This is a genomic window from Streptomyces sp. NPDC096105 (assembly GCF_044763335.1).
Classification (GTDB): domain Bacteria; phylum Actinomycetota; class Actinomycetes; order Streptomycetales; family Streptomycetaceae; genus Streptomyces.
The window spans coordinates 297,288-322,325 of record NZ_JBIWGC010000001.1 but is presented as its reverse complement, the minus strand read 5'-3'; the positions used below and the strand labels follow the sequence as shown (position 1 = coordinate 322,325).

16 protein-coding genes are annotated in these 25,038 nt (G+C 71.5%); 9 read left to right on the top strand and 7 right to left on the bottom strand.

The window, feature by feature from the left end; genetic code table 11:
- Positions 1–120: 120 nt before the first annotated feature.
- Entirely contained in the window at positions 121–1,482 is a 1,362-nt protein-coding gene (gene glnA / locus ACIQ8B_RS01435; protein ID WP_106416452.1) for a type I glutamate--ammonia ligase, read from the top strand.
- A gap of 140 nt (positions 1,483–1,622) precedes the next feature.
- On the opposite strand, the gene ACIQ8B_RS01430 is transcribed toward glnA, so the two are convergent.
- The gene (locus ACIQ8B_RS01430; protein ID WP_403544405.1) at positions 1,623–2,180 is read right to left on the bottom strand and encodes a DinB family protein; all 558 of its coding nucleotides are present in this window, start codon (positions 2,178–2,180) and stop codon (positions 1,623–1,625) included.
- A 302-nt stretch (positions 2,181–2,482) separates the two neighbouring features.
- Between ACIQ8B_RS01430 and ACIQ8B_RS01425 the strand changes: the two genes are divergently transcribed.
- The gene (locus tag ACIQ8B_RS01425) at positions 2,483–4,033 is read left to right on the top strand and encodes a polysaccharide lyase family 1 protein (RefSeq protein WP_403544403.1); all 1,551 of its coding nucleotides are present in this window, start codon (positions 2,483–2,485) and stop codon (positions 4,031–4,033) included.
- A 244-nt stretch (positions 4,034–4,277) separates the two neighbouring features.
- On the opposite strand, the gene ACIQ8B_RS01420 is transcribed toward ACIQ8B_RS01425, so the two are convergent.
- From ACIQ8B_RS01420 to ACIQ8B_RS01405, 4 genes are all read right to left on the bottom strand, one after another.
- On the bottom strand, positions 4,278–5,024 hold the full coding sequence (locus ACIQ8B_RS01420; protein ID WP_403544401.1) for a DUF3618 domain-containing protein: 747 nt from the start codon (positions 5,022–5,024) through the stop codon (positions 4,278–4,280).
- Positions 5,000–5,428 carry a phage holin family protein gene (locus ACIQ8B_RS01415; RefSeq protein WP_290007304.1) on the bottom strand — a complete coding sequence of 143 codons (429 nt, stop codon included), beginning with the start codon at positions 5,426–5,428 and terminating at the stop codon, positions 5,000–5,002. Before ACIQ8B_RS01415 ends, ACIQ8B_RS01420 begins: the two co-directional genes overlap by 25 nt.
- 1 nt (position 5,429) lies before the next feature.
- Positions 5,430–6,071, bottom strand: coding sequence for a hypothetical protein (locus tag ACIQ8B_RS01410; protein ID WP_290007306.1), 642 nt, complete (start codon positions 6,069–6,071; stop codon positions 5,430–5,432).
- Between the two features lie 236 nt (positions 6,072–6,307).
- Positions 6,308–6,760 carry a VOC family protein gene (locus ACIQ8B_RS01405; RefSeq protein ID WP_290007307.1) on the bottom strand — a complete coding sequence of 151 codons (453 nt, stop codon included), beginning with the start codon at positions 6,758–6,760 and terminating at the stop codon, positions 6,308–6,310.
- Positions 6,761–7,086: 326 nt separating this feature from the next.
- Here ACIQ8B_RS01405 and ACIQ8B_RS01400 point away from each other — a divergent pair, with 326 nt between their 5' ends.
- Entirely contained in the window at positions 7,087–10,089 is a 3,003-nt protein-coding gene (locus ACIQ8B_RS01400; protein WP_290007309.1) for a bifunctional [glutamine synthetase] adenylyltransferase/[glutamine synthetase]-adenylyl-L-tyrosine phosphorylase, read from the top strand.
- A gap of 38 nt (positions 10,090–10,127) precedes the next feature.
- Here ACIQ8B_RS01400 and ACIQ8B_RS01395 read toward each other — a convergent pair whose 3' ends face one another.
- Positions 10,128–11,012 (bottom strand): phosphatase PAP2 family protein, encoded by an 885-nt coding sequence (locus ACIQ8B_RS01395; RefSeq protein ID WP_403544398.1) that lies wholly within the window; start codon positions 11,010–11,012, stop codon positions 10,128–10,130.
- 132 nt (positions 11,013–11,144) lie between these two features.
- Positions 11,145–12,179: a LacI family DNA-binding transcriptional regulator gene (locus ACIQ8B_RS01390; protein ID WP_290007313.1), complete on the bottom strand. Its 1,035-nt coding sequence runs from the start codon at positions 12,177–12,179 to the stop codon at positions 11,145–11,147.
- A 419-nt stretch (positions 12,180–12,598) separates the two neighbouring features.
- Between ACIQ8B_RS01390 and ACIQ8B_RS01385 the strand changes: the two genes are divergently transcribed.
- The 6 genes from ACIQ8B_RS01385 (at position 12,599) to pulA (ending at position 24,996) form a co-directional block, all read left to right on the top strand.
- Complete coding sequence (locus tag ACIQ8B_RS01385; RefSeq protein ID WP_403544395.1) at positions 12,599–13,870, top strand: extracellular solute-binding protein; 1,272 nt, start codon at positions 12,599–12,601, stop codon at positions 13,868–13,870.
- A 97-nt stretch (positions 13,871–13,967) separates the two neighbouring features.
- Positions 13,968–14,972, top strand: coding sequence for a carbohydrate ABC transporter permease (locus ACIQ8B_RS01380; RefSeq protein WP_403544393.1), 1,005 nt, complete (start codon positions 13,968–13,970; stop codon positions 14,970–14,972).
- A 13-nt stretch (positions 14,973–14,985) separates the two neighbouring features.
- Positions 14,986–15,897, top strand: a complete 912-nt coding sequence (locus ACIQ8B_RS01375) for a sugar ABC transporter permease (RefSeq protein WP_403544391.1) — start codon at positions 14,986–14,988, stop codon at positions 15,895–15,897.
- Positions 15,898–16,120: 223 nt separating this feature from the next.
- Positions 16,121–17,812: a glycoside hydrolase family 13 protein gene (locus ACIQ8B_RS01370; protein WP_403544389.1), complete on the top strand. Its 1,692-nt coding sequence runs from the start codon at positions 16,121–16,123 to the stop codon at positions 17,810–17,812.
- 169 nt (positions 17,813–17,981) lie between these two features.
- Complete coding sequence (locus tag ACIQ8B_RS01365; RefSeq protein WP_290007320.1) at positions 17,982–19,355, top strand: alpha-amylase family protein; 1,374 nt, start codon at positions 17,982–17,984, stop codon at positions 19,353–19,355.
- A 202-nt stretch (positions 19,356–19,557) separates the two neighbouring features.
- A complete protein-coding gene (gene pulA / locus ACIQ8B_RS01360; protein WP_403544386.1) occupies positions 19,558–24,996 on the top strand; it encodes a pullulanase-type alpha-1,6-glucosidase in 5,439 nt (1,812 codons plus the stop codon).
- Positions 24,997–25,038 lie beyond the last annotated feature (42 nt).

The window sequence follows — 25,038 nt, the reverse complement described above, 5'->3', positions numbered from 1 at the left end:
GCGGACCGGGTCCGGCAACGCGTATGAAACGCTGGTGTGGTGGGATGCACGAGTGCCGGACCGTCTCCCGGGGGCCGGGAGGAGCGGGCGGCCTGACCGGCAGGAATGGGGAAGCGGAAGATGGACAAGCAGCAGGAGTTCGTGCTCCGGACGTTGGAGGAGCGCGACATCCGGTTCGTACGCCTGTGGTTCACCGACGTCCTGGGCTTCCTCAAGTCCGTGGCCGTCGCCCCGGCCGAGCTCGAGCAGGCCTTCGACGAGGGCATCGGATTCGACGGCTCCGCCATCGAGGGCTTCGCCCGGGTGCACGAGTCCGACATGATCGCCAAGCCGGACCCGTCGACGTTCCAGATCCTGCCCTGGCGCGCCGAGGCGCCCGGCACGGCCCGCATGTTCTGCGACATCCTCATGCCGGACGGCTCCCCGTCCTTCGCGGACCCGCGCTACGTCCTCAAGCGCGCCCTCGCCCGCACCTCCGACCTGGGCTTCACCTTCTACACCCACCCGGAGATCGAGTTCTTCCTGCTGAAGGACAAGCCGGTGGACGGCAGCCGCCCCACCCCGGCGGACAACTCCGGCTACTTCGACCACACCCCGCAGAACGTCGGCATGGACTTCCGCCGCCAGGCGATCACCATGCTGGAGTCGATGGGCATCTCGGTGGAGTTCTCCCACCACGAGGGCGCCCCCGGCCAGCAGGAGATCGACCTGCGCTACGCGGACGCGCTGTCCACGGCGGACAACATCATGACGTTCCGCCTGGTCATGAAGCAGGTGGCGCTGGAGCAGGGCGTACAGGCGACGTTCATGCCGAAGCCGTTCTCCGAGCACCCCGGCTCCGGCATGCACACCCACCTCTCCCTCTTCGAGGGCGACCGCAACGCCTTCTACGAGTCCGGCGCCGAGTACCAGCTCTCCAAGGTGGGCCGCTCCTTCATCGCGGGCCTGCTGCGGCACTCGGCGGAGATCTCCGCGGTCACCAACCAGTGGGTCAACTCCTACAAGCGCATCTGGGGCGGCACCGAGCGCCCGGCCGGCGCGGGCGGCGAGGCCCCCTCGTACATCTGCTGGGGCCACAACAACCGCTCGGCCCTGGTCCGCGTGCCCATGTACAAGCCCGGCAAGACCGGCTCGGCGCGCGTGGAGGTCCGCTCCCTCGACTCCGGCGCCAACCCGTACCTGGCCTACGCCCTGCTCCTCGCGGCCGGCCTCAAGGGCATCGAGGAGGGCTACGCGCTCCCGCCGGGCGCCGAGGACGACGTCTGGGCCCTCTCCGACGCGGAGCGCCGCGCCCTGGGCATCGAGCCGCTGCCGCAGAACCTGGGTGAGGCGCTCAGCCTGATGGAGCGCAGCGACCTGGTCGCCGAGACCCTCGGCGAGCACGTCTTCGACTTCTTCCTGCGCAACAAGAAGCAGGAGTGGGAGGCGTACCGCTCGGAGGTCACCGCGTTCGAGCTGAAGAACCTGCTGCCGGTGCTGTAGGGCAGGTCGCGCCTGTTCTCCGGGGCCGCCCGCCGGGGCCCCGGAGCACAGGCGCGTGCGCGTCGCCGGGCGTGCCGGGGCCGGCCGGTGCGCCGTGGACAGGTCCCTGGATCCCGGACACCCGGGCGCCGGACGGCCCGTCACCCCATCGTCTTCGCCCCGTCCAGCGCCTCCCGGACGATGTCCGCGTGGCCCGCGTGCTGGGCGGTCTCGGCGATGATGTGCAGCAGCACCCGGCGCGCGCTCCACCCGGGCCGGCCCTCGAACCACGGGGCCTTCGGCAGCGGCCACGAGGCGTTCAGGTCGGGCAGGCCGGCGGCCACCTCCTCGGTGCGGCGGGCCACCTCCGCGTACGCGTCCAGGACGCCGGCGAGCGTCTCACCGGGCAGCATCCGGAACTCGTCGGCCCGGCGCGCCAGGTCCTCCTCGGTCATCGCCGTGAAGTCGCCCATCGCCGACGGGCCCTCCAGGATGAAGTCCACCCAGTTTCGCTCGGCCGCGGCGACGTGCTTGATCAGGCCGCCCAGGCACAGCTCGCTCACCGTCGTCCGCAGGCCCGCCTGCTCGTCGGTCAGGTCGCGGGTGGTGGCGCGCAGGAACTCCCGGTGCGCGGCGAGCGCCTCCAGCAGGTCGGCGCGCTCGTCCGTGACGGCGGAGGCCTCGGAGGGCTGGTCGGTGGTCGGCTGATTCACGGTCATGGTCTCCGCCTTCGCCTTCATCGGTCCTGTGGTCGTCCGTGCCGTGCCGTCCGGCGCGACGAGGAACACGCTAGGAGCCGTCTAGGCCAGATCATGTCCTAGTGGCCGCACCCTCCGCCCCGCGATCCGGAAGTCCTCGTTCCGTTAGCGCGCGGAGCCTTGCCAGCCCGCAGGCGTGCCTCTACTGTCGCGACACACAGACAGAAAGCGCTTTCTCGACCGATGGGGCAGGCCCACCCCGCCCTCCCTCACCGGTAGCACTGACATGTCCATGACAGTGAACGACGAAAGGCGAGACGACCATGAGACGAGCAGTCGCCGTGCGGCTCTCCGCGTTGCTGGCCGCCGGGGCACTGACGGCCGCCACCGGCGTGGCACTGTCCACGTCCACCGCATCCGCCGCCACCGGAGGGGTCACCGGCTACGCGACCCAGAACGGCGGGACCACCGGCGGGGCGGGCGGGCAGACGGTCCGCGCCACCACCGGCACCGCGATCCACCAGGCCCTCTGCGGCCGGGCCAGCAGCTCGACCCCGATCACCATCCAGGTCGAGGGCACCATCAACCACGGCAACACCAGCAAGGTGTCGGGCTCCAGCTGCAACACCGCCGCCGACAGGATCGAGCTGAAGCAGATCAGCAACGTCACCATCGTGGGCGTCGGCAACGGCGCGGTCTTCGACCAGCTGGGCATCCACATCCGCGAGGCCAGCAACATCGTCATCCAGAACGTGACGGTCCGGAACGTCAAGAAGTCCGGCTCGCCCACGTCGAACGGCGGCGACGCCATCGGCATGGAAAGCGATGTCAGGAACGTATGGGTCGATCACGTCACGCTGGAGGCGTCCGGCGGTGAGTCCGAGGGCTACGACGGTCTCTTCGACATGAAGGACAACACCCAGTACGTGACGCTGTCGTACAGCATCCTGCGCAACTCCGGGCGCGGCGGCCTCATCGGCTCCAGCGAGAGCGACCGCTCCAACGGGTACGTGACGTTCCACCACAACCTGTACGAGAACATCGACTCGCGTGCGCCCCTGCTGCGCGGCGGCATCGCGCACATGTACAACAACCACTACAAGCGGCTGAACGACTCCGGCATCAACTCCCGGGCCGGCGCCCGCGCCAAGGTGGACAACAACTACTTCGAGGACTCCAAGGACGTCCTCGGCACCTTCTACACCGACCAGGCCGGCTCCTGGCAGGTGAGCGGCAACGTCTTCGACAACGTCACCTGGTCCTCGCGCAGCGGCGACCACAACCCGGCCGGCCCGAACCCCACGTCGAACACGTCGGTGAGCATCCCGTACGGCTACACGCTCGACGGGGCGAACTGCGTGCCGAACGTGGTGGCGCAGACGGCGGGCGCCAACAAGGGCCTGAAGGTCTCGGACGGCAGCTGCACCCCGCAGAACCCCGGTCCGACCGACCCCGGTCCGACGGACCCGGGCCCGGACCCGACCGACCCCGGCCCGACCGACCCGCCCGCCGGCGCCAACCTCAGCCTCGGAGCGGGCGCCGACGGTTCCTCCAAGGCCTCCGGGACCAGCTACGGCAACGTCGTCGACGGCAACGCGAGCACGTACTGGTCGCCGTCCGGTGCGACCGGCTCGGTCTCGGTGAAGTGGGGCTCCGCCACCACGGTCTCCAAGGTGAACATCCGCCTGGCCTCCGGCTCCGGCGCCATCGGCGCGTACCGCCTCCTCAACCACGACACGGGCGCGGTCCTGGCCTCCGGCAGCGGAGCGGGGACGGTCGCCTTCTCCCCGGCCTCCCTGAGGAAGATCACCCTCGAGATCACCAGCGCCTCGGGCACCCCGCGCATCGCGGAGTTCGAGACGTACGCGAGCTGAACCGCCCCGGGACGCCCCGCCCCGTCGCGCTGCGTGAAGCGGCGCGACGGGGTACCCGGGAGGCATGTTCTTCTTCTTCAGCAACCGGGTCGGCTGCCTCGGCTCGTTGGCGATCAGTCTCGTGGCGACCCTGGTCCTGATCCTGGTCTTCGCCCTCTGACCCCGGCCGCCCCGCGCCGTCCGCACGCCCGGCATCGTCGGGTGCCGGCCCGAGCGCCCGCACCCGTGACACGCCGCGCCGGTCTCAGCCGGGCGGGCCGGAGCGGTTCCGGGCCTCGTCCTTGACGGAGCGGCCGGAGTCGCGGGCCTGCTCGGTGACCTGGCCCGCCTGGTCGCGCGCCTCGTCCTGGGTGGTGCGGGCCGCCTGCTGGGCGGTGTCCCTGACCTCCGCGGCGGCGCTCTGGGCGGCCTCCGCGGCACCCTCCTTCAGGTGCTGGGCCGACTCCGCGGCCGCCTCCTTCACCGGTTCCAGCGCCTCGGCGCCGCGCTCCATCAGCTCGGACGCCTTCTGCTGCTCCTTCTCGGAGGCGGGCACCAACGAGGCGGCCAGCAGGCCGAGACCGAAGGCGACCAGCCCGGCGGCCATCGGGTTGCCCTGCGTCTGGCGCCGGGCCATCTCGGGCGTCTGCTGGACGGCTTGTCCGGCCTGTTCGGCGACCTCGCGCGCCGTGCCGGCCGCGCGCTCGGTCCCTTCCTGCACGGCGCCGGCCGCCGTTCCCGCGGCCGACTGCACGGTGCCGGCCGCGGAGCCCGCCGCCGACTGCACCGAGCCGGCCGCCGACCGGGCGGTGCCGGCCGCGCCGTACGCCGCGTTCGAGGCCGTGCCCATGACGCGGTCCCGCATGCCCGTCACCGTACGGCGCACCCTCGCCTTGCGGCGCTGGGCCATGCGGCGCGGGCTGGCCCGGTCGGCGAGCCGGTCCACGTCCGCGGTCAGCTGGTTCCGCGTGGCCGCTATCTCGGCCCTCATTTGGTCGGGTGACGTGCCCATTCCGCGTCCTCCTTCAGCGTCTGGACGGTGTGCTCGGGCTTCGGCGAGACGGTTCGCATCTTCGCGCGGCCCTTCTGGTACAGCACGGCTGCGGCAACGGCCCACAGCGCGGTGACGATCAGCGCGGCCCAGCCCTCGTCCATCACGCCGGCCAGTCCGAACATGACCGCCAGCGACGCGAACAGCAGGACCATGTAGCCGGCGAAACCGGCGCCGCCGAGCATCCCGGCCGCCTTGCCGGCCTTGGCGCCCTCCTCCTTGAGCTCGGCCTTGGCCAGCTCCACCTCCTGGCGGAAGAGGAGCTGCAGGTCGGAGGTGATCTCGGACAGCAACTGCCCCGTGGACTCCTCCTGGACCTCCGGTTCGGCGGCGCGGGCCCGGGACAGGGGCGACATCGTGGCCATCTCACGCCTCCGGGAAGGTGCGGCCCGGGGCGCCGGCGGACGGCGTGCCCAGGCTCGGCGGGGCGGACGGCGCGGGAGGCGTCGTCCCGGCCGGCGGCGTCAGCTCGCCCTGGCCCGGCGCCGCGGCGACCTCGGCCCGGCCGTCGCCGTTCGCCTGCGACGCCGCCTGCGTCACCTTCGCCAGGCGTCCCACGGCCAGTCCGGCCAGCAGCGCGCCCCCGAGGAAGGCGCCGGGCCGCCGCCGGGCGAAGCTCTGCAGGTCGGCGACGATGCCCTCGACGCCCTGGCGCTCCAGGTAGTCGGCCGCCCGCTGGCCCTTGTCCCCCGCCCTCACCGCCAGGCTGCGGGCGGGGGAGTCGCTCTCGGCGTGCGCGGCCAGCTCGGTGAGGTCGGTCGCCCACTGCCGCAGCGTGCCGGCGGCCCGCCTGGTCTGCCCGTCCGCCTCCTCGACGGCGCGGGTGCGCAGGTCCTGGACGACCGTGCCGGCCTGCTCCCGTGCCTCTCCCACGACGGTACGGGCCTGTTCCGCCGCGGTCCCGGCGACCTGCCCGGCGGCCTGCTTGGCCTGTCCGGCCGTCGCGGAGGTCTCTGCCTTCACCTTCTCCCCGGTGCCGGCGGACCCGGTTCGTACGGACTCACTCATCGGCGTGTTCCCCTCATCGACTGTGTGCGTGCGGCCCGTGTCCCCGTGGGCCCGGTGTGGGCCGGAGGCCGTGCTCCGGGCCGCACACGTGGCCGTCCGTCGTGGTCCGGGTGGCCATTTAAGATGTTTTGACACATATCGAGGGGCTTTATGTCGCACTGTCCGCGCGGCCGCCGCGCGCCGTGAGGCGGCGGACGGAGGCACGCCCGCGCCGTGCGGACCCGGTGACGGCGGTCCTACCCCGCCGCCTGTCCCGCCGCCTGCTTCGACAGCAGCTTGTGCAGGGGCTCCGTCGCGCGGCGGCGGTACTCCTGGACCGCCCAGCCGTTGCCGTCGGGGTCCTCGAAGTGCATGAAGGTGGCGCCGTCGGAGTCGGCGTAGCGGACCGGTCCGGAGATCTCCAGGCCGCGGGCGGTCAGTTCGGCGTGGGCCTTCTCGATGTCGGCGACGCAGAGCTGGAGGCCCTGGTAGGCGCCGGGCGCCGGGGTGGGGCCGGGGGAGGTCTCCCAGAGGGTGTCGCCGAGGGCGATCGAGCACCCGGAGCCGGGCGGGGTCAGCTGGACGACGCGCATGCCCGGCATGACCTCCTGGTCGATGTCCACGTGGAAGCCGACCTTGTCCCGGTAGAAGTCCCGGGCCCGGTCGATGTCGCTCACCGGGAGCGGAATCACTTCGAGGGTCATGTCCATGAGAGCCTCCGGCTCCTTCGTCGGGTACCGCGTCGGGCGAACCGCCACCGGGTCCGGCGCAGCGGCTCTTCCCACCGAAACCGAAAACGGTGTGCGGCGCCACCGAGAACACCGCGGCGCGGCCCGGCCCGGTGCGGAAGCGCGGCGCCCCGGACGGCCGGGAGCGGGGTGACGTGCGGCCGGCAGGGCGCACCGCGGTTCCGCGGTCCTCCCGTCGGACCCCGCCCGGCCCCGGACCGCCGCGGGCCGCCCCGGGGCCGTGATCGCGTCCTCCGGCTAGGCTCAGGGCCGTACGACCCTGAACCGAGGCACGAGGGAGGCCGGGGATGACGTCGGCGCCGGGACGCAGGAGCAGTATCTTCACGCGGCTGCTGCGGCACGGCTTCACCGATCCGTCGGCCGCCGAACGCCTCCTCGACAGCCCCGGGCTGACGGCCGTACGCGACGACCCCGTGCTGCTCGACGCCCTCGGGCGGACCGCCGACCCCGACCTCGCGCTGCACGGGCTGGTGCGGCTGCTGGAGGCGCAGGAGACGGCCACCGCCCGCCGGGAGCTGCTGGACACCGTGATAGCGGCCAAGCCGCTGCGCGACCGGCTGCTCGGGGTGCTCGGCGCCTCCGAGGCGCTCGCCGAGCACCTCGCCCGGCACCCCCGCGACTGGCAGGCCCTCGTCACCTACGAGCCGCGCGACCTGCACCCCGGCGTGGAGGAGTTCGAACGCGGCCTCGCCGGCGTCACCGACCCGGTCGCCCTGCGCGTCGCCTACCGGCGCTGCCTGCTGTCCATCGCCGCCCGCGACGTCTGCGGCACCGTCGACGTCTCCGAGGCCGCCGCCGAACTCGCCGACCTCGCCACCGCCACCCTGCGCGCGGCCCTCGCCCTCGCCGCGGCCGACGCGCCCGAGGACGACGCGCTGTGCCGGCTCGCGGTGATCGCGATGGGCAAGTGCGGCGGCCACGAGCTGAACTACGTCTCCGACGTCGACGTCATCTTCGTCGCCGAGGCGGCCGGCGACGCCGACGAGGACAAGGCGCTGCGCGCCGCGACCCGGCTGGCCTCGCACATGATGCGGATCTGCTCGGAGACCACCGTCGAGGGCTCCATCTGGCCCGTGGACGCCAACCTGCGGCCGGAGGGCCGCAACGGACCGCTGGTGCGCACCCTCGCCTCCCACCTCGCCTACTACCAGCGCTGGGCCAAGACCTGGGAGTTCCAGGCGCTGCTCAAGGCCCGCCCCGTCGCCGGCGACCTCGCGCTCGGCGAGGAGTACACGGCCGCGCTCCGGCCGCTGGTCTGGCAGGCGGCCGAGCGGGAGAACTTCGTCGCCGACGTGCAGGAGATGCGCCGCCGGGTCGTGGCGAACATCCCCGTCGCCGAGGTCGACCGCCAGCTCAAGCTCGGCCCCGGCGGCCTGAGGGACGTCGAGTTCGCCGTGCAGCTCCTCCAGCTCGTGCACGGCCGCGCCGACGCCTCCCTGCGCAGCGGCACCACCCTCGACGCGCTCAAGGCCCTCGCCGCCGGCGGCTACGTCGGCCGCGCGGACGCCGCCCAGCTCGACGAGGCGTACCGCTTCCTGCGCTCCCTGGAGCACCGCATCCAGCTCCACCGGCTGCGCCGCACCCACCTCGTCCCCGAGGACGAGGCCGACCTGCGGCGCCTCGGCCGCTCCCTGGGCCTGCGCACCGACCCGGTGGCCTCCCTGACCCGCGAGTGGCGGCGGCACACCACCGTGGTGCGGCGGCTGCACGAGAAGCTGTTCTACCGGCCGCTGCTCGACGCCGTCGCCGCGCTCGCCCCCGGCGAGGCCCGGCTCAGCGCGGAGGCCGCCCGCGCCCGCATGGTCGCCCTCGGCTACGCCGACCCCGCCGCCGCGCTGCGCCACCTGGAGGCCCTCGCCTCCGGCGTCACCCGCAAGGCCGCCATCCAGCGCACCCTGCTGCCGGTGCTGCTCGGCTGGTTCGCGGACTCCGCCGACCCCGACGCCGGGCTGCTGAACTTCCGCAAGGTCTCCGACGCCCTCGGCAAGACCCCCTGGTACCTGCGGCTGCTGCGCGACGAGGGCGCCGCCGCGGAGAACCTCGCCCGGGTGCTGTCCGCCGGGCGGCTCGCCCCCGACCTGCTGATGCGCGCCCCCGAAGCGGTCGCGCTGCTCGGCGGCGGGGACGGCAGCGGCCTCACCCCCCGCTCCCGCGCCTCCCTGGAGCAGGAGATCCTCGCCGCGGTGCGCCGCGCCGACAACGCCGTCCAGGGCGTCACCGCCGCCCGCGGGGTGCGCCGCCGCGAGCTGTTCCGCACGGCCGCCGCCGACATCGTCGGCTCCTACGGCACCGAGTCCCAGCCCGCCGAGGCCGACCAGGGCGCCCTGGTGGACCTGGTGGGCGGCGCGGTGTCCGACCTGACCGCCGCCGCCCTCGCCGGCACGCTCCGCGCGGTGGTCCGCGAGGGCTGGGGGGACGCCCTCCCCACCCGGTTCGCGGTCATCGGCATGGGCCGCTTCGGCGGGCACGAGCTGGGCTACGGCTCCGACGCGGACGTCCTCTTCGTGCACGAACCGCGCGACGGCGTGGACGAGCGGGAGGCGTCCGAGGCCGCGAACAAGGTGGTCGCGGAGATGCGCAGGCTGCTCCAGGCGCCCAGCGCCGACCCGCCGCTGCTGATCGACGCCGACCTGCGCCCGGAGGGCAGGTCCGGCCCGATGGTGCGCACCCTCGCCTCCTACGCGGCGTACTACCGGCGCTGGGCGCTGGTGTGGGAGCGGCACGCGCTGCTGCGGGCGGAGCCCGTCGCCGGGGACGAGGACCTGGGCCGCCGCTTCGTGGAGCTGGCCGACCCGCTGCGGTACCCGGCCGGAGGGCTGGACGAGGACGCGGTCCGGGAGATCCGGCGGCTGAAGGCCCGTATGGAGTCCGAGCGGCTGCCGCGCGGCGCCGACCCCAAGCTGCACGCCAAGCTGGGCCCGGGCGGGCTGTCCGACGTGGAGTGGACCGTGCAGCTGCTGCAGTTGAGGCACGCCGCTCAGGTGCCGGGGCTGCGGACGACCCGCACCCGGGAGGCGCTGGCCGCCGCGCGCGAGGCCGGGCTGGTCTCCGAGGAGGACGCCTGCGTCCTCGACGAGGCGTGGGTGCTGGCCACCCGCGTCCGCAACGCGGTGATGCTGGTACGGGGCCGGGCGGGGGACACCTTCCCCACCGTGCCGCGCGAACTGGCCGCCGTCGGCCGCTACCTGGGCTACGGCCCCGGCCACGCCGGCGACATGCTCGACGCCTACCGCCGCACGGCCCGCCGCGCCCGGGGCGTGATGGAGGAGCTGTTCTACGGGGGGCTGTGAGCCCCCTCGCCGGGTGGGTCCCCGCGCGCTCCGGGGCGTCAGCCCTGTTTCCGCGGGGGCATGTGCTCCGGGGCCGCCGGCGTTTCCCGTCCCGTCCCGTCGCCCGGCAGCAGCCGGGGGAGGGCGGAGGGGCGGCGGCCGTACCAGGCGTGGGTGACGCCGTAGCCGACGGCGAGGCACAGGACGCCGCCGACCGCGTCCAGCCAGAAGTGGTTGGCGGTGGCGACGATGACCACCAGCGTGGCCACCGGGTAGAGGAGCCCCAGCACCCGCACCCACGGCACGGTGGCCAGCGCGAAGAGGGCGATGCCGCACCACAGCGACCAGCCGATGTGCATGGACGGCATCGCCGCGTACTGGTTGGAGACGTTCTTCAGGTCGCCGGAGGCCATCGAGCCCCAGGTCTGGTGGACCAGGACCGTGTCGATGAAGTCCGGGCCGTTCATCAGCCGCGGCGGGGCGAGCGGGAAGAGGTAGAAGCCGACCAGGGCGAAGCCCGTGGTGACGAACAGGACCAGCCGGGTCGCCGCGTACCGGCCGGGATGTCTGCGGTACAGCCACACCAGCACACCCAGCGTCACCGCGAAGTGCAGGGTGGCGTAGTAGTAGTTCATCCCGACGACGAGCCACGTCACCGAGTTCACCGCGTGGTTGACGGACAGCTCGAAGGCCGTTCCGAGCTGGCTCTCCAGCCGCCAGATCAGGTCGGCGTTGCGCAGCGCCTCGGCCCGCTGCTCCGGCACCGCGTTGCGCACGAGCGAGTACGTGGCGTAACTCACCGCGATGAGCAGGATCTCGAACCACAACCGGGGCCGGCGGGGAGCGCGGAGGCGGCGCAGACGGCCCGCCCCCGCCGTCTCCTCGACGGGGCTCGCTGCGGCCGCCCGACGGCCTTCCAGCGTGGTCACGGTCGAGTCACCCATGGGCACAGAGTCTGCCAGATAAGACCTCTTCGTCAGATCATCCCCCGGTCGGGTCCGGCCCGCACGTCCTGCCCCGGGAGGGGGCCTTCCGTCTCCTCCCCGGGCAGGGCGCGCCGGCGCCCGCCCTCCGCCCTAGGGACGATGGCGGTCCCCGGGCGCCGACGCCGTCGAACCGCGCACCACCAGCTCGGGCATGAACACGAACTCGCTGTGCGGCGCGGGCGTTCCGCCGATCTCCTCCAGCAGGGTGCGCACCGCCGCCTGCCCCATCGCCGGGACCGGCTTGCGGACCGTGGTCAGCGGCGGGTCGGTGAACGCGATCAGCGGCGAGTCGTCGAAGCCGACCACCGAGATGTCGCTCGGCACCTCGAGCCCGCGCTGCCGGGCCGCCCGGATCGCGCCCAGCGCCATCATGTCGCTCGCGCACACCACGGCCGTGCAGTCCCGGTCCATCAGCGCGCTGGCCGCGGCCTGTCCGCCCTCCAGCGTGTACAGCGAGTGCTGGATCAGCTCCGTCTCGACCGTCTCCGCGCTCAGCCCCGACTGTTCCTGCACGGCCCGGACGAAACCCTCAATCTTGCGCTGCACCGGCACGAACCGCTTCGGCCCGAGCGCCAGCCCGATCCGGGTGTGGCCGAGGGACGCGAGGTGGGTGACGGCCAGCGCCATCGCGGCCCGGTCGTCGGGGGAGATGAACGGCGCCTGCACCTTCGGCGAGAAACCGTCCACGAGCACGAACGGCACGCCCTGCGCCCGCAGCCGCTCGTAGCGCTGCATGTCGGCGGTGGTGTCGGCGTGCAGTCCGGAGACGTAGATGATGCCGGCGACCCCGCGGTCCACGAGCATCTCGGTCAGCTCGTCCTCGGTGGACCCGCCGGGGGTCTGGGTGGCGAGCACCGGGGTGTAGCCCTGCCGGGTCAGCGCCTGCCCGATCACCTGGGCCAGCGCCGGGAAGATCGGGTTCTCCAGCTCGGGCGTGATGAGCCCGACGAGACCCTCGCTGCGCTGCCGCAGCCGCACCGGGCGCTCGTAGCCCAGCACGTCCAGGGCGGCGAGCACGGACTGGCGGGTGGTGGCGGCGACGCCCGGCTTCCCGTTCAGGACCCGGCTGACGGTCGCCTCGCTCACCCCCGCCTGAGCAGCGATGTCAGCAAGCCGTGTGGTCACAGGACCGGACTGTATCTGCCGGTTGTCGCCCTGCGCACCGATCGGACGCCTGGTGCGCGCCGTGGGACGGCCCGTGGTGGGCTGCTGGCTCATCGCGATCCCTCAAGTCGTGGTCGGCGTCCGCTCCGCAACGGATGATTCCCCCGACGGCAACGGATGGCAAGTGCTTGCAGAGTCTTGCACAACTGCCCGAACCCCCGGCGTACGGGCGGAAAGCAGGGTTGCGCGACGGTCGAGAACGGGTCACGGCACCATAACTGTCGCGGGCTCTTGCAAAACTTTTCTGCAAGGTCTTTCGGAAATGTTCCGGCGCTGTTACGTTCACGTCGCCCGGCCGCCGCAACGGCGCAGTCGGCACCTCGCGGGACGGCAGACGGGGCCGTTCCCGCCTCACGGGCTTAACCCTCAAGGAGAACCTCATGCGGCGTGGCATAGCGGCCACCGCGCTGGTGGCGTCCCTCGCCCTCGCGGCGACGGCCTGCGGCGGCGACAGCGACAGCGGTGACAAGGCCGGCGGCCCGGTCACCATCACCTGGTGGGACACCTCCAACGCGACCAACGAGGCGCCGACCTACCAGGCCCTGGTCAAGGAGTTCGAGGCCGCCAACAAGGACATCAAGGTCAACTTCGTCAACGTCCCGTTCGACCAGGCGCAGAACAAGTTCGACACCGCCGCCGGTTCCAAGGGCGCCCCCGACGTGCTGCGCTCCGAGGTCGGCTGGACCCCCGCCTTCGCCAAGAAGGGCTTCTTCCTGCCCCTGGACGGCACCGAGGCCCTCGCCGAGCAGGACGAGTTCAAGCCCAACCTGCTCGAGCAGGCCAAGTACGAGGGCAAGACCTACGGCGTCCCGTTCACCACGGACACCCTCGCGTTCGTCTACAACAAGGAGCTCTTCGCCAAGGCCGGCGTCGAGGTCCCCAAGACCTGGGACGACCTGAAGAAGGCCGCCGCCACCATCAAGACGAAGACCGGCGTCGACGGCTACTGGGGCTCCACGGCCGGCTACTACGCCCAGCCGTTCCTGTACGGCGAGGGCACCGACACGGTCGACGTCGAGGCCAGGAAGATCACCGTCAAGTCCGCCGCGGCCGAGAAGGCCTACGGCACCTGGCTGAGCCTCTTCGAGGGCAAGGGCCTGCACAAGGCCGACGTGACCGCCGACGCCTACACCCACATCCAGGACGCGTTCGTCAACGGCAAGGTCGCCTCGATCATCCAGGGCCCGTGGGAGATCACCAACTTCTACAAGGGCTCCGCCTTCCAGGACAAGAACAACCTCGGCATCGCCACCGTCCCGGCCGGCTCCACCGGCAAGGCGGGCGCCCCCACCGGCGGTCACAACCTCTCCGTCTACGCCGGCTCCAGCAAGGAGAAGCAGGAGGCCGCGCTGAAGTTCGTGAAGTTCATGACCTCGGCCGGGGCGCAGGAGACCATCGCGCTGAAGAACTCCACGCTGCCGACGCGCGACGACGCCTACACCGCCAAGGTCAAGACCGACCCGGGCATCGCCGGCTACCAGACGGTCCTCTCGGCCGCCCAGCCGCGTCCGGCGCTGCCCGAGTACAGCTCCCTGTGGGGCCCGCTGGACGACGAACTGCCGCAGATCGCCAGCGGCAAGGAGTCCCTGGACAAGGGCCTGAGCGACGCGGAGGCCGCCATCACCAGGCTGGTGCCGGACTTCAGCAAGTAATGCCCGCGTGGCCGCCGGACCCGCTTCCAGGAGGGGAGGGCCCGGCGGCCGCCGGCCTGTGAGCCGTACTCCTTGATCATCCAGAAGGTGCCGAACCATGACAGTCGCCATCGACCGCGCGACCGGCAAGCGCCGCGGTGACCGCGCGCCCCGCCCCGGACCGGGCCAGCGCCTGAAGCAGTCCTACCAGAAGCACTGGTACGCCTACGCCATGATCGCGCCGGTGGCCGTCGTGCTCGGCGTCATCGTCCTGTACCCCCTGGGTTACGGCTTCTCCCTCACGCTCACCGACGCGGACAGCCTCAACTCGGCGCGCACCATCGGCGTCAACGAGATCGAGGCCACCTACCAGTTCATCGGCCTCGACAACTACGCCGAGATCCTGTGGGGCGAGACCGCCTACGACCGCTTCTGGTCGCACTTCATCTGGACGATCGTGTGGACGGCCGCCTGCGTCGCCCTCCACTACGGCATCGGCCTGGGCCTCGCGCTGCTGCTCAACCAGAAGCTGCGCGGCCGCACCCTCTACCGGCTGATCCTCATCCTGCCGTGGGCCGTGCCGACCTTCGTCACCGTCTTCGGCTGGCGCTTCATGCTCGCCGACGCCGGCATCATCAACTCCGGCCTCGACTTCCTCGGCCTGCCCACCCCGGCCTGGCTGGAGGACTCCTTCTGGCAGCGGTTCGCCGCCATCATGGTCAACACCTGGTGCGGTGTGCCGTTCATGATGGTCTCCCTGCTCGGCGGCCTGCAGTCCATCGACAGCACTCTCTACGAGGCCGCCGAGATGGACGGCGCGAGCGCCTGGCAGCGGTTCCGCCACGTCACCCTGCCCGGCCTGCGCTCGGTCAGCTCCACCGTGGTGCTGCTCGGCGTCATCTGGACGTTCAACCAGTTCGCGATCATCTTCCTGCTGTTCGGCAACACCGCCCCGGACGCGCAGATCCTCGTGACCTGGGCCTACCAGCTCGGCTTCGGGCAGCAGCCGCGCGAGTTCGCCGAGTCCGCGGCCTACGGCATGCTGCTGCTGGCCATCCTGATCGTCTTCACGTCCTTCTACCGCCGCTGGCTGAACCGCAACGACCAGCAGCTCGCGATCTGAGGCGGGAGTCTTCATGAGCACCTCGACCCTCCCCACCGCCGAGGCCGACCGGCCCGCCGGCGCGGTGCCCGCCGCGTCCCGCAAGGGCCGCCGGCGCGGTGAGGTCAGCCCCCTGGGCCGTCTCACCTCCCACGGCATCCTGATCGTGGCCAGCCTGATCGCGCTGTTCCCGGTCGCCTGGCTGGTGTTCCTGTCCCTCGGCCCCGACAAGGACGACTATCTGCGTCCCGGTGGGATCTGGGGCAAAATGACACTGGACAACTATTCGTTCGTGCTGCAGAACACGAACTTCTTCGACTGGCTGAAGAGCTCGCTGATCGTGTCGCTCGGCACGACGGTCATCGGCGTCCTGGTCGCCGCCACCACCGGTTACGCGGTCTCCCGCATGCGCTTCCCGGGCTACAGGAAGTTCATGTGGGTGCTGCTGGTCACCCAGATGTTCCCGGTGGCCGTGCTGATGGTGCCGATGTACCAGATCCTGTCGGACCTGCAGCTCATCGACAGCTACCTCGGCCTGATCCTCGTGTACTGCTCCACGGCGGTGCCGTACTGCGCCTGGCTGATGAAGGGCTATTTCGACACCATCCCGTTCGAGATCGACGAGGCGGGACGCGTCGACGGACTGACCCCGTTCGGCACGTTCGCGCGGCTGATCCTGCCGCTCGCCAAGCCGGGGCTCGCGGTCGCCGCGTTCTACAGCTTCATCACCGCGTTCGGCGAGGTCGCCTTCGCCACGACGTTCATGCTCGACGACAAGAAGTACACGCTGGCGGTGGGTCTGCAGAGTTTCGTGAGTGAGCACGACGCTCAGCGGAATCTGATGGCCGCGACGGCTGTGCTGATCGCGATACCTGTGTCCGCGTTCTTCTATCTCGTGCAGAAGAACCTCGTCGCCGGTCTTACGGCCGGTGGCACCAAGGGGTAAGTCCGGGGGACTTCTGCCGTCGGCCGGCTTCGCCTTCGTCGTGGCTGGTCGCGCCCATGCGGCGGAGCCGCACATCGGCAGAGTCCCGCGCCCCTGAGGGGCGTCTGCCCCTCCCCGGGTCCGAGGCGGCCGCGTGGCCATCCGACCCCGCTGTCATCGCGGCCGCCTCGTTTCGCCGCCCGCCCCCACTCGCTTCCCTGCCCGAACTCGTATCAAGGACGACATGAGCCAGCACTCCGCCGCCCCGGCCCCGACCCCCACGACCGACTCGGCCGTCGCCACCGTCGCGCGGCGCCGTGACTGGTGGCGGGACGCGGTGATCTACCAGGTGTATCCGCGCAGCTTCACCGACAGCAACGGCGACGGCATGGGCGACCTGGAAGGCATCCGCTCCCGTCTGCCGTACCTGCGCGATCTTGGTGTGGACGCCGTGTGGCTGAGCCCCTTCTACGCCTCCCCGCAGGCCGACGCCGGTTACGACGTCGCCGACTACCGCGCCGTCGACCCGATGTTCGGCACCTTGCTGGACGCGGACGCGCTGATCCGCGACGCCCACGCGCTGGGCCTGCGGATCATCGTCGACCTGGTGCCCAACCACTCCTCCGACCAGCACGAGTGGTTCAAGCGCGCCCTCGCCGAGGGCCCCGGCTCGCCGCTGCGCGAGCGCTACCACTTCCGCCCCGGCAAGGGCGAGAACGGCGAGCTCCCGCCCAACGACTGGGAGTCCATCTTCGGCGGCCCCGCCTGGACCCGGGTCACCGAGCCCGACGGCACGCCCGGCGAGTGGTACCTGCACCTCTTCGCGCCCGAGCAGCCCGACTTCAACTGGGAGCACCCGGCGGTCGGCGACGAGTTCCGCTCCATCCTGCGCTTCTGGCTGGACATGGGCGTGGACGGCTTCCGCATCGACGTCGCCCACGGCATGGTGAAGGCCGAGGGACTGCCCGACCTGGGGTCCCACGACGAGCTGCGGATGCTGGGCAACGATGTCACCCCGTTCTTCGACCAGGACGGCGTGCACGACATCTACCGGCAGTGGCGTCTGATCCTCGACGAGTACTCCGGTGAGAGGATCTTCGTCGCCGAGGCGTGGACGCCGACCGTGGAGCGCACCGCCAACTACGTCCGCCCGGACGAGCTGCACCAGGCGTTCAACTTCCAGTACCTGGCGAGCCACTGGGACGCGGCGGAGCTGCGCGAGGTCATCGACCGCACCCTGGACTCGATGCGCCCGGTCGGGGCCCCGGCCACCTGGGTGCTCTCCAACCACGACGTCACCCGGCACGCCACCCGCTTCGCCAACCCGCCCGGCCTCGGCACCCAGATCCGTGAGGCCGGCGACCGTGAGCTGGGCCTGCGCCGGGCCCGCGCGGCGACGCTGCTGATGCTGGCGCTGCCCGGCTCGGCCTACGTCTACCAGGGCGAGGAGCTGGGCCTGCCGGACGTGGTGGACCTGCCGGACGAGGTGCGCCAGGACCCGGCGTACTTCCGGGGCGCGGGTCAGGACGGCTACCGCGACGGCTGCCGGGTGCCGATCCCGTGGACCCGCGAGGGGTCGTCGTACGGCTTCGGCGACGGCGGCAGCTGGCTGCCGCAGCCGGAGGGCTGGGGCGAGCTGAGCGTCGAGGCGCAGACCGGCGTGCCCGGCTCCACCCTGGAGATGTACCGTTCGGCGCTGGCCGTGCGCCGGGAGCACGCGGACCTGGGCGCGGGCGACGCGGTGGAGTGGCTGGCCACGCCCGAGGGCGTGCTCGCCTTCCGGCGCGGGGACTTCGTGTGCGTCGCCAACACCACGGGTGAGCCGGTGACCGTGCCCGCGTACGGGCGGGTGCTGATCACCAGCGGCGAGGTGGAGGAGAAGGGCGGCGAGGCCGTCGTCGGGGCCGACACGACCGTGTGGTGGACGACGGCCTGACGGTCGTACGCCCCGCAACTTTTTTCCTTCAAGTTGGTACGGCCCGCTGCCCTTTCGGGTGGCGGGCCTCTAACATCTGCGTTGCCGCAAGGTTGCTGAACCTTTCTGCAAGAAGCTTCAGCCGGTCTTGCCGGTGTCCCCACCCCCTTCGATGAAGAAGGATCCCCACATGGCACGCAGAACCCTCGCCGGGATCGCCGCCCTCGCGGCCGCCTCGGTTGTCATGACCCCGACGGCGGCGGAGGCCTCCCCGCCCGGCTCCAAGGACGTCACGGCCGTCCTCTTCGAGTGGAACTTCGCCTCGGTCGCCCGTGAGTGCACCACCACCCTCGGCCCCGCCGGCTACGGCTACGTGCAGGTCTCCCCGCCCGCCGAGCACATACAGGGCTCCCAGTGGTGGACCTCGTACCAGCCGGTGAGCTACAAGATCGCCGGACGCCTCGGTGACCGCGCTGCCTTCAAGAACATGGTGGACACGTGTCACGCGGCCGGCGTGAAGGTCGTCGTCGACACCGTCATCAACCACATGTCCGCCGGCAACGGCACGGGCACCGGCGGCTCGTCGTACACGAAGTACGACTATCCGGGTCTGTACTCCTCCTACGACTTCGACAACTGCACCTCGGAGATCAACAACTACGGCGACCGCTGGAACGTCCAGAACTGCGAACTGGTCGGCCTCGCCGACCTTGACACCGGCGAGGAGTACGTCCGCAGGACCATCGCCGGGTACATGAACGACCTGCTCTCCCTCGGCGTGGACGGCTTCCGCGTCGACGCGGCCAAGCACATGCCGGCCGCCGACCTGGCGAACATCAAGTCCCGCCTGACCAACCCCTCCGCCTACTGGAAGCAGGAGGTCATCCACGGCGCCGGCGAGGCCGTCCAGCCCACCGAGTACACCGGCACCGGCGACGTCCAGGAGTTCCGCTACGCCTACGACCTCAAGCGGGTCTTCACCAACGAGAACCTCGCCTACCTGAAGAACTACGGCGAGGGCTGGGGCTACCTGAGGAGCGGCTCCGCCGGCGTCTTCGTCGACAACCACGACACCGAGCGCAACGGCTCCACGCTCAGCTACAAGGACAACGCCGCCTACACCCTGGCCAACGTCTTCATGCTGGCCTGGCCCTACGGCGCCCCGGACATCAACTCCGGCTACGAGTTCACGAACCACGACGCCGGACCGCCCAACGGCGGCCGGGTGGACGCCTGCTGGCAGAGCGGCTGGAAGTGCCAGCACAACTGGCCGGAGATCAAGTCGATGGTCGGCTTCCGCAACGCCACCCGCGGTCAGGCCGTCACCGACTGGTGGGACAACGGCAACGACGCCATCGCCTTCGGCCGGGGCAGCAAGGGCTTCGTGGCGATCAACCACGAGTCCGGCTCCCTGACCCGCACCTACCGGACCTCCCTCCCGGCGGGCACGTACTGCGACGTGCAGAGCGGCAAGCCGGTGACGGTGAACGGTTCGGGACAGCTCACCGCGACGCTGGGCGCCCGCACGGCCCTCGCCGTGTACGCGGGCAAGTCGTCCTGCTGAATCCCCGCCGGTCGCGCCGCCGTTCACGGCCGGTGGGGCGACCGGCATTCCCGTGCAATTCCTTTCCGGTGCTTTCACAGCCCTTGCTGTAAGGCTTTCAACGACGGTACGGTCACGCCGACGCTCCGGTGATGTGGCCGAAACAACCCCGCCGGGGCGTGGGGTCGGACCCAATGAGCCGTAAGCGCAAGGAGTTCACGCCTTGATACCCAGATGGCCCGCGCCCCCGGGGCGCCGCACCGCGAGAGGCCGCCGCGTCGCCGCCGTCACGGTGGCCGCGCTCGCCGCCGCGCTGGTGCAGCCGGTCGCCGCCCGAGCCGCCACCCCGCCCGCGCCCCCGTCGGACGCGAAGCTCGCCGCCTCCCCGGCGCGGCACGACCTGACGCGGGAACAGTTCTACTTCGTCCTGCCGGACCGTTTCGCCAACGGGGACACCAGGAACGACCGCGGCGGACTGACCGGTTCGCGCCTCACCCACGGGTACGACCCCACCGACAAGGGCTTCTACCAGGGCGGTGACCTCAAGGGCCTCACCCAGAAGCTCGACTACATCAAAGGGCTCGGCACCACCGCCATCTGGATGGCGCCGATCTTCAAGAACCAGCCCGTGCAGGGGACCGGCAAGGACGCCTCCGCCGGCTACCACGGGTACTGGATCACCGACTTCACCCAGGTCGACCCGCACTTCGGGACCAACGAGGACCTCGAGACCCTCATCGACAAGGCCCACGCCAAGGGCATGAAGGTCTTCTTCGACGTCATCACCAACCACACCGCCGACGTCATCGACTACGAGGAGAAGTCCTACGACTACCTCTCCAAGGGCGCCTTCCCGTACCTGACGAAGGACGGCGTGCCCTTCGACGACGCCGACTACGCGGACGGCGCGAAGAGGTTCCCGCGCGTGGACGCCGGCACCTTCCCGCGCACCCCCGTGGTGCCCGCCGCGAAGAAGCGGCTCAAGGTGCCGTCCTGGCTCAACGACCCGGCGATGTACCACAACCGCGGCGACTCCACCTTCGCCGGCGAGTCCTCCGAGTACGGCGACTTCTCCGGGCTCGACGACCTGTGGACCGAGCGTCCCGAGGTCGTCGACGGCATGGAGAAGATCTACCAGCGGTGGGTGAAGGACTTCGACATCGACGGCTTCCGGATCGACACCGTGAAGCACGTCAACATGGAGTTCTGGACCCAGTGGGCCACCGCCCTCGACGCCTACGCGGCGAAGCGCGGCCGGGACGACTTCTTCATGTTCGGCGAGGTGTACTCCTCCGACACGGACGTCACCGCCCCCTACGTCACGCAGGGCCGGCTCGACGCCACCCTCGACTTCCCCTTCCAGGAGGCGGCCCGCGCGTACGCCTCCCAGGGCGGCAGCGCCGAGAAGCTCGCCTCCGTCTTCGGTGACGACTACAAGTACACGACCGGCAGGGCCAACGCCTACGAGCAGGTCACCTTCCTCGGCAACCACGACATGGGCCGCATCGGCACATTCCTGAAGCAGGACAACCCGGACGCGTCCGACGCGGAACTGCTGAAGCGGGACATGCTCGCCAACGAGCTGATGTTCCTCAGCCGCGGCAACCCGGTCGTCTACTACGGCGACGAGCAGGGCTTCACCGGCGCCGGCGGCGACAAGGACGCCCGCCAGACCCTCTTCGCGTCCCGCACCGCCGACTACCTCGACGACGACCTGATCGGCACCGGCCGCACCCACGCCGAGGACGCCTACGACACCCGCTCCCCGCTCTACCGGCGGATCAGCGCCCTCGCCGAGCTCCGCAGGGCCCACCCCGCGCTGACCGACGGCATCCAGCAGGAGCGGTACGCCGACGACGGCCCCGGCGTCTACGCCTTCTCCCGCACCGCCACCGGCAAGGACACCACCGAGTACGTCGTCGCCTTCAACAACGCCGACGAGTCCAAGCAGGCCACCTTCGCGACCGGCTCCGCCCGGATGACCTTCAAGGGCATCCACGGCACCGACGCGACCGTGCGCAGCGACGCCGACCGGAAGATCACCGTCTCCGTCCCGGCCCGCTCGGCGATCGTCCTCAAGGCCGCCGCCCCGCCCGGCAAGCCCGGGGCGGAGCCCGCACTCACCCTGAAGGCCCCCGAGGCGGGCGCCACCGGCACCGTCGAGCTGAGCGCCGACGTCCAGGGGGGTCAGCTCAACCGGGTCGTCTTCGCCGCCCAGGCGGGCAACGGTGAGTGGCAGACGCTCGGCTCCGCCGACCACGCCCCCTACAAGGTCACCCACACCATCGGCGCGGACGTGCCCGCCGGCACCGCCCTGCGCTACAAGGCCGTCGTGATCGACTCGGCCGGCCGCACCGCGAGCGCCCTGGCCGCCTCCAGCACCGGCGCCCCGCCGGCCGAGGAGGAGCCCACCGCCGCCTCCCGTGACTACGCGATCGTCCACTACCAGCGCCCCGACGGCGACTACGACGACTGGAGCCTGTACGCCTGGGGCGACCTCGCCGACGGCGAGGCCACCGAATGGCCCACGGGGCACGCCTTCACCGGCCGCGACGCCTACGGCGCCTTCGCCTGGGTCAAGCTGAAGCCGGGCGCCTCCGACGTCGGCTTCCTGGTGGTCGACAAGGACGGCGACAAGGACGTCGCCACCGACCGCACCATCGACGTGACCCGCACCGGCGAGGTCTGGATCAAGCAGGGCGACGACACCGTCACCACCGAGCGGCCCGAGTACCCGGCGCAGGACACCACCAAGGCCGTCCTGCACTACCACCGCGCCGACGGGAACTACGAGGGCTGGGGGCTGCACACCTGGACCGGCGCCGCGAACCCCACCGACTGGTCGAAGCCCCTGGAACCGGTGAAGACTGATGCCTATGGCGCTGTCTTCGAGGTGCCGCTCGCCGAGGGTGCCACCAGTCTCAGCTACATCCTCCACAAGGGCGACGAGAAGGACCTCCCCTCCGACCAGTCGCTCGACCTCAAGGCGAACGGCCACGAGGTGTGGCTGGTGAGCGGGCAGGAGAAGTACCTGCTGCCGCAGCCCGCCGGGTCGGCAGCCGCCCTCGACCTGACCACCTCCAAGGCGGTCTGGATCGACCGCTCCACCCTCGTCTGGGACGGCTCCGCCGCGGCCGCCTCCACCCAGCTCCTCGCCTCCCGCACCGGCTCGGTCGCGGTCAGGGACGGAAAGCTGGACACCGGCGACGCCCGCTGGATCCGCCTGACGAAGTCGGCCCTCACCGACGCGCAGAAGGCGGAGTTCCCCCACCTGAAGGACGGCACCGCCTGGACCGTCGACCCGCGTGACCGCGACCGGGTCCGCGAGGCCCTGCGCGGCCAGGTCGTCGCCACCCAGCGGGCGGCTGGGGGTACCTCCCAGGCTTTCGGCACTGGGGGAGGCGCGGTCCTCGCCGCCACCGGCGTGCAGATCGCCGGCGTCCTCGACGACCTGTACGCGGCCGGCGCCACCAAGGCGCGGCTCGGCCCGGTGTTCCGCCACGGCCGGCCCACCCTGTCCGTGTGGGCGCCGACCGCGCGGAAGGTCGTCCTGGAGATCGGCGGCCGAACGGTCGCCATGCGCCGCGACGACGCCACCGGCGTCTGGTCCGTCACCGGCCCCGCCTCCTGGAAGGGCAAGGCGTACCGGTACGCGGTCACCGTGTGGGCGCCCGCCGCGGGCGAGGTCGTCACCAACAAGGTCACCGACCCCTACGCGACGGCCCTCACCACCGACTCCGAGCGCAGCCTCGTCGTCGACCTCGCCGACCGGTCCCTGAAGCCGCGCGGCTGGGAGAGCTACACCAAGCCGAAGGCCGTGCCGCTGAAGGACGCGCAGATCCAGGAGCTGCACATCCGCGACTTCTCCGTCGAGGACCGCACGGCGCGGCACCCGGGCACCTACCTGGCCTTCACCGACAAGGACAGCGACGGCAGCAGGCACCTGCGCGAGCTGGCGCAGGCCGGCACCTCGTACGTGCACCTGCTGCCCGCGTTCGACATCGCCACCATCCCCGAGCGGAAGTCGGACCAGGCGACCGTCGACTGCGACCTCGCCTCCTACCCGGCCGACTCCGGGAAGCAGCAGGAGTGCGTCGCCAAGGCCGCCGCGAAGGACGCCTACAACTGGGGCTACGACCCGTACCACTACACGGTCCCCGAGGGCTCCTACGCCACCGACCCGGACGGCACCGCCCGCACGGCCGAGTTCCGCGAGATGGTCAAGGCGCTCAACGAGGACGGCCTGCGCGTGGTGATGGACGTGGTCTACAACCACACCGCCGCCCACGGTCAGGCGAAGACCTCCGTGCTCGACCGGATCGTCCCCGGCTACTACCAGCGACTCCTCGCCGACGGCTCCGTCGCCGACAGCACCTGCTGCTCCAACACGGCGCCCGAGAACGCCATGATGGGCAAGCTGGTCGTCGACTCGGTCGTCACCTGGGCCAAGGAGTACAAGGTCGACGGCTTCCGCTTCGACCTCATGGGCCACCACCCGAAGGCCAACATCCTCGCCGTCCGCAAGGCCCTCGACGCCCTCACCCTGACGAAGGACGGCGTCGACGGCAAGAAGATCATCCTGTACGGCGAGGGCTGGAACTTCGGCGAGATCGCCGACGACGCCCGCTTCGAGCAGGCCACGCAGCAGAACATGGCCGGCACCGGCATCGCCACCTTCTCCGACCGGGCCCGCGACGCCGTGCGCGGCGGCGGCCCCTTCGACGAGGACCCCGGCGTGCAGGGCTTCGCCTCCGGTCTCTACACCGACCCCAACTCCTCGGCGGCCAACGGCACCCCGGCCGAGCAGAAGGCCCGGCTGCTGCACTACCAGGACCTGATCAAGGTGGGTCTGAGCGGCAACCTCGCCGACTACACGTTCACCGACACCAGCGGCAAGCGGGTCAAGGGCTCCCAGGTCGACTACAACGGCGCCCCCGCCGGCTACGCGGCCGCCCCCGGCGACGCCCTCGCCTACGCGGACGCGCACGACAACGAGACGCTGTTCGACGCGCTCGCCTTCAAGCTGCCGAAGGACACCCCGGCCGCGGACCGGGCCCGCATGCAGGTCCTCGCCATGGCCACCGCCGCCCTCTCCCAGGGGCCGGCGCTCTCCCAGGCGGGCACCGACCTGCTGCGCTCCAAGTCCCTGGACCGCAACTCCTACGACAGCGGCGACTGGTTCAACGCCATCCACTGGAACTGCGCGGACGGCAACGGCATGGGCCGCGGTCTGCCGCCGGCCGCCGACAACCAGGACAAGTGGCCGTACGCCGAGCCGCTGCTCGGCTCGGTCACGGTGGGCTGCCCGCAGATCGAGGGCGCCTCGGCCGCCTACCGGGACCTGCTGCGGATCCGTACGACGGAGAAGGCGTTCTCCCTCGGCACGGCGGAGCAGGTGCAGTCCCGGCTGTCGTTCCCGCTGTCCGGCGAGGACGAGACGCCCGGCGTGATCACCATGAGGCTGGGCGACCTGGTCGTGGTCTTCAACGCCACGCCCGAGTGGCAGCAGCAGCGCGTCGCCGCGCTCGCCGGGACCGGACACCGCCTGCACCCGGTGCAGGCCAAGGGCGGGGACGCGGTCGTGAAGACCTCGTCGTACGCCGAGGCGACCGGCACGTTCACCGTGCCGGCCCGCACGGTCGCGGTGTTCACCGCCGGATGACCGGCTGCGGCTAGGGTGGGCCCTCCTGACCTGCACCAGGAG

Coding starts and splice junctions, on each gene's coding strand:
- glnA (WP_106416452.1), top strand. CDS start 121: ATGGACAAGCAGCAGGAGTTCGTGCTCCGGACGTTGGAGGAGCGCGAC.
- ACIQ8B_RS01430 (WP_403544405.1), bottom strand. CDS start 2,180: ATGACCGTGAATCAGCCGACCACCGACCAGCCCTCCGAGGCCTCCGCC.
- ACIQ8B_RS01425 (WP_403544403.1), top strand. CDS start 2,483: ATGAGACGAGCAGTCGCCGTGCGGCTCTCCGCGTTGCTGGCCGCCGGG.
- ACIQ8B_RS01420 (WP_403544401.1), bottom strand. CDS start 5,024: ATGGGCACGTCACCCGACCAAATGAGGGCCGAGATAGCGGCCACGCGG.
- ACIQ8B_RS01415 (WP_290007304.1), bottom strand. CDS start 5,428: ATGGCCACGATGTCGCCCCTGTCCCGGGCCCGCGCCGCCGAACCGGAG.
- ACIQ8B_RS01410 (WP_290007306.1), bottom strand. CDS start 6,071: ATGAGTGAGTCCGTACGAACCGGGTCCGCCGGCACCGGGGAGAAGGTG.
- ACIQ8B_RS01405 (WP_290007307.1), bottom strand. CDS start 6,760: ATGGACATGACCCTCGAAGTGATTCCGCTCCCGGTGAGCGACATCGAC.
- ACIQ8B_RS01400 (WP_290007309.1), top strand. CDS start 7,087: ATGACGTCGGCGCCGGGACGCAGGAGCAGTATCTTCACGCGGCTGCTG.
- ACIQ8B_RS01395 (WP_403544398.1), bottom strand. CDS start 11,012: ATGGGTGACTCGACCGTGACCACGCTGGAAGGCCGTCGGGCGGCCGCA.
- ACIQ8B_RS01385 (WP_403544395.1), top strand. CDS start 12,599: ATGCGGCGTGGCATAGCGGCCACCGCGCTGGTGGCGTCCCTCGCCCTC.
- ACIQ8B_RS01380 (WP_403544393.1), top strand. CDS start 13,968: ATGACAGTCGCCATCGACCGCGCGACCGGCAAGCGCCGCGGTGACCGC.
- ACIQ8B_RS01375 (WP_403544391.1), top strand. CDS start 14,986: ATGAGCACCTCGACCCTCCCCACCGCCGAGGCCGACCGGCCCGCCGGC.
- ACIQ8B_RS01370 (WP_403544389.1), top strand. CDS start 16,121: ATGAGCCAGCACTCCGCCGCCCCGGCCCCGACCCCCACGACCGACTCG.
- ACIQ8B_RS01365 (WP_290007320.1), top strand. CDS start 17,982: ATGGCACGCAGAACCCTCGCCGGGATCGCCGCCCTCGCGGCCGCCTCG.